The sequence below is a fragment of the Mesorhizobium sp. M7A.F.Ca.CA.001.08.2.1 genome (assembly GCF_003998455.1).
Taxonomy (GTDB): domain Bacteria; phylum Pseudomonadota; class Alphaproteobacteria; order Rhizobiales; family Rhizobiaceae; genus Mesorhizobium; species Mesorhizobium ciceri.
Genome location: NZ_RZPW01000575.1, coordinates 1 through 4159 on the forward strand (window position 1 = coordinate 1; position 4159 = coordinate 4159).

5 protein-coding genes are annotated in these 4159 nt (G+C 60.8%); 2 read left to right on the forward strand and 3 right to left on the reverse strand.

The window, feature by feature from the left end:
• Positions 1-164 precede the first annotated feature (164 nt).
• The 3 genes from EN914_RS26605 to EN914_RS26615 form a co-directional block, all read right to left on the reverse strand.
• Positions 165-680, reverse strand: coding sequence for a helix-turn-helix transcriptional regulator (locus EN914_RS26605; protein ID WP_024502659.1), 516 nt, complete (start codon positions 678-680; stop codon positions 165-167).
• A gap of 12 nt (positions 681-692) precedes the next feature.
• Positions 693-980 (reverse strand): hypothetical protein, encoded by a 288-nt coding sequence (locus EN914_RS38425; RefSeq protein WP_024502660.1) that lies wholly within the window; start codon positions 978-980, stop codon positions 693-695.
• A 614-nt stretch (positions 981-1594) separates the two neighbouring features.
• Positions 1595-1795: a hypothetical protein gene (locus EN914_RS26615; RefSeq protein ID WP_013529836.1), complete on the reverse strand. Its 201-nt coding sequence runs from the start codon at positions 1793-1795 to the stop codon at positions 1595-1597.
• Between the two features lie 309 nt (positions 1796-2104).
• Between EN914_RS26615 and EN914_RS26620 the strand changes: the two genes are divergently transcribed.
• Both EN914_RS26620 and EN914_RS26625 read left to right on the forward strand, forming a co-directional pair.
• Positions 2105-3568: a phosphatidylserine/phosphatidylglycerophosphate/cardiolipin synthase family protein gene (locus tag EN914_RS26620; protein ID WP_024502662.1), complete on the forward strand. Its 1464-nt coding sequence runs from the start codon at positions 2105-2107 to the stop codon at positions 3566-3568.
• Positions 3569-3676: 108 nt separating this feature from the next.
• The coding region (locus EN914_RS26625; RefSeq protein WP_348631940.1) for an endonuclease/exonuclease/phosphatase family protein at positions 3677-4159 on the forward strand (483 nt) is incomplete at its 3' end.

A 4159-nucleotide genomic window follows, 5' to 3' on the forward strand; every position in this document is an offset into this window, starting at 1 on the left:
TGACAATTCCGCTCCATCGCAGGAAGACATGATTCCTGCGTGCGGTATTTCACGATATTGCTGTCTTGTGAGAAAAGAGGCGAGCAAATCGGCATAGGTTAACGGCTCGTTACCCCTGCCAATGCTTTAGAATCAAGTAATCAAGCAATTCCCTAAGCGCCGTCTCATCTAAACTTGGCGCTAAGCTTTCCCATCCGCGCCTGCAGCGGCGTCATCTGCCGGTATTTCTTCATCACGGTGGTAAAATGGCTCTGGCTCGAAAATCCGCTGGAGTGAGCGATGTCGGCGATCGTCATGCCGCTGTCGGCAAGCAACCTTTCAGCGAAATCCAGCCGCAGACCGAGGACGTACTGATGCGGCGGCATCCCGAACGTCCTCGAGAAAGCCCGCACAAAATGATAGGGTGAAAGACCGCAAACCGCGGCCATCTCGGCAAGCGCCAGCTTGCGCGTAAAGTTCTCGTCCAGGAATTGCCGCACGCGGCTCGCGGCGCGGACGGAAAGCCTGCCTTTTGCGTTGAGCGTCGGTTGTCGCGAATTGGGTCCGGAAACCGGTCCGGGGACACCATCCTCACCCGGCATTTCTTGGCCTCCTGATTCGTCCCGGATGAGGTTCAACCCTAGGCTTCCTTCCGCGTTCCCCTGAAAAACAATTCGTGATTGATCGAAGCCGACCGGCATCGCCAACCCCATTCATGAGAGCGTTCCAAGATGTATTCTGGAAAACGCCGCAAGGCGCCTGTTGCGGCCTGGGTGGGTGCGCAGCAGATCGGCCGGGTCGACCGTGCCGAAAGCAGGCGGATCGAGTTCGGCGAGATCGAATTCATGCACGGCCAATTGCGCCAGCGCTTCGGGAGCGATGGAAACGACGGCGTTCTCCCGGGTCAGGGACCAGGCCGGCTTGCTGTCCACACCCGCCGGATTGACGACGCGACATCCGGTCGGCGTATTGCACCGCGTGATCCGGTCGCTGCCGAGCAAGGCTCTCGATCGGCGTGCGGGCCGCAGCGCAATTCCAGTGGAATGCTCTTTGGCCGGGAATGTCTGCGAGACGGGATCGCGAGCGGAGTCTATGACACTCCGCGCCGCGGTGGGCCTCCAGGGGCCTGCGCTTTCAGGAATTATGTCCAGGACATATCGAGCTGTCCGTTCTCGATTGACGCCCTGGGAATTGCCGCCTTCCCGAGCATCGTCCGTATTTTCCATTGCCTGGCCTCAGCCGCTTGTCTGCCGCCTGAAATCCCCCTTAGCCCGACCCGGATCCAACGTAACGCACATGCTGCGGATAGTGAATAACATCCGTACGCAAACAAAAAATTTTGTTCGGGATAAAAGCCCCTCGGGGCGAGGAACCCAGGCCTTTAGGTCGCGACTACGGGTCAACAGGTCCCTTTGGACCCTTCGGCGCATTGGCTGACGGAGCATCAAACGAAAAACCCGCCTGCTCGGCGGGTCACTGGCGCAAATCAGCACCATGCACGAATATATACCTTAGCTGAGATCACCGTGTCAAGAAAAAATTCCTATCGCGAAAAGCTGCCGACGCAAAAGCCGCGACACAGCCAGCAATGCAGAGCTACCAGATTGGCTACCGGTCATTGCAGATCGTCGCGACGATTCTCATACAAATCCCATGCAAGTTCGACAAACCCCAGAAGAACGTCCTCCTCGCTCCATCCGGCAGCGACGGCCGCCTGGACGATCTCGCGGACGAGAGGCAGCAATTGGCGTTGGCATTCTGCCGACGTGTCGGCAACTACGTCATCGCCGGGAGGTTCATCGAAGTTGAATTTCATCGTTAGGCGCCCCCCCTCGCCATCAATCAAAGTGTTCATATCATTAAGTTCATTCATCCTGATATACAATAGAGGTCGCACCAAAGCATAAGAGGCTTCGGAGGCTCTGAGCAGAACAGGATGATGCCAGGCTCTATGCTTCCGCTAGGTCAGGTTTGTCCTTCTGAACAGGGTCCGTCGGGAAGCTTCTACCCATCAATCTCTGCGGCTGGTCGAAACCTTCGGCCAGGGCCGCATGCCACCATCCGGCGAATGCGCGGCAGGACCGGCCGCATTGCCTTCTGCAACCGCTCGCTGGATAGTCTCGGCATGTTGGCGACCCTGGCGACTCACTGGCCGCAAATTCTGGCGATCATCTCCGTGGTGATGGCGACGGTCGGCATCGTCCATGCCGTCATGACCAAGGAAGATGTGCGCGCCGCCACCGGCTGGGTCGGCGTGATGGTGCTGTCCCCGATCCTCGGCGTGCTGATCTACGCCGTCGCCGGCATCAATCGCATCCGTCGTGCCACGATCACCGCCCAGCGCCCGTTTGCCGACGGCGTGGTGTCCGCCAAGCATGAGCGCGACGTCGCTGTCGAAGAGGCCCTGATCGTCGAGCGATACGGGCAACGGTTCACGGGCTTGCGGACACTCGGCGACAGGGTGGCGCGGCGCGCGCTCAACCCTGGAAACGCAATCGATGTGCTGGAGACCGGCGACGAGGCCTATGCCGCCATGTGCGCGGCGATCGACGGCGCCGAGCGCAGCGTCCTGCTCGAGACCTATATTTTCGACAATGACGCCGTCGGCCTGCTCTTCGTCGAGGCGCTGGCCGGCGCCGTCCGGCGCGGCGTCACCGTCCGCGTGCTGATCGATGCCGTCGGCGCCCGCTACTCGGTGCCGAGCATCCTGGGGCATTTGCGCGAGGCCAACATCCCCGCCGATGTCTTCAACGGCAACATCGTCATGGGCCTGCGCCTGCCCTACGCCAATCTGAGGACCCACCGGAAGATCCTGGTGGTGGACGGCATCGCCGCCTTCACCGGCGGCATGAACATCCGAAAAGGCTTCTCCGCCGAATTCGCCGGCTCCAACAGCGCCAGGGACACACATTTCCGGGTGACCGGCCCGATCGTCGCCGACCTCTTTTCGGTCGCCGCCGAAGACTGGCGCTTCGCCACCAACGAGGCGCTGAAGGGCGACGCCTGGCGCATTGCCCCGCTGTCGCCATCGCCAGGCGCACCGATGATGGTGCGGGCAGTCGCTTCCGGCCCGGATGCCAGCAACGAGACCAACCACAAGCTGCTGATCGGTGCGTTCTCGGTCGCCCGCAAGTCCATACGCGTGATGTCGCCCTATTTCCTGCCGGATCGGGAACTGATCAGCGCACTGATCACCGCCGGCAGGCGCGGGGTCGAGATAGACATCGTGGTGCCGGCGGTGAACAATCTTTTCCTCGTCGACCGCGCGATGATGGCGCAGTTCGATCAGGTGCTCAAACACTATTGCCGTGTCTGGCGAACCGAGGGACCATTCGACCATTCGAAGCTGCTTTCGATCGACGGCGTGTGGGCCTATGTCGGATCTTCCAATCTTGACGCCCGATCGCTGCGGCTCAATTTCGAGATCGACTTGGAGGTGCTCGATGCCGGCTTTGCCAGCGAGATCGAGGCGCGGATCGGGTCGGCGATTGCCTCCGCCGTGCCGGTAACGCTGGAAGCCTTGCGAGCCCGGCCGTTCCTTATCAGGCTGTTCGACCGGGCATTGTGGCTCGGTTCACCCTATCTCTAAGGCGGAGGTGCGCTTGAGGAACTCGTCTGTCATGGAACATACGCCGAAATTGCCTATTTTGACTGTATCCGGCTTCTGAATTGAAGCCAGCGAGAACGAGCAGCACAGATGCACAGAATTGGACGCAGCCTCCCGGCAAGCATGCTTCTGTCCCTTCGTGACCGCCGGATGCAGAAAGCTAACGCCGCCGCACTCAAGACGACAGCCACCACCGGCACGCTGGTTGCCTCCTACAATGTCCACAAATGCATCGGCGTCGACAGGAAGTTCGATCCGGACCGGACCATCCGCGTCATCCGCGAAATCGATCCGGATGTCATTGCCCTGCAGGAAGCCGACAACCGCTTCGGCGACCGTGATGGTCTTCTCGACCTGCCCCGGCTCGAACGGGAAACCGGACTGGTTCCGGTGCCGATTTCCGCCACCGGCAAGGGCCATGGCTGGCATGGCAACGTCTTGCTGTTCAAGAAGGGCGTCGTTCGCGACGTGCACCAGATCAAGCTTCCGGGGCTGGAGCCGCGCGGCGCGGTGGTGGCGGAGATCGACCTCGATGGAAGCCGGACGCTGCGCATCATCGCCGCCCATCTTGGC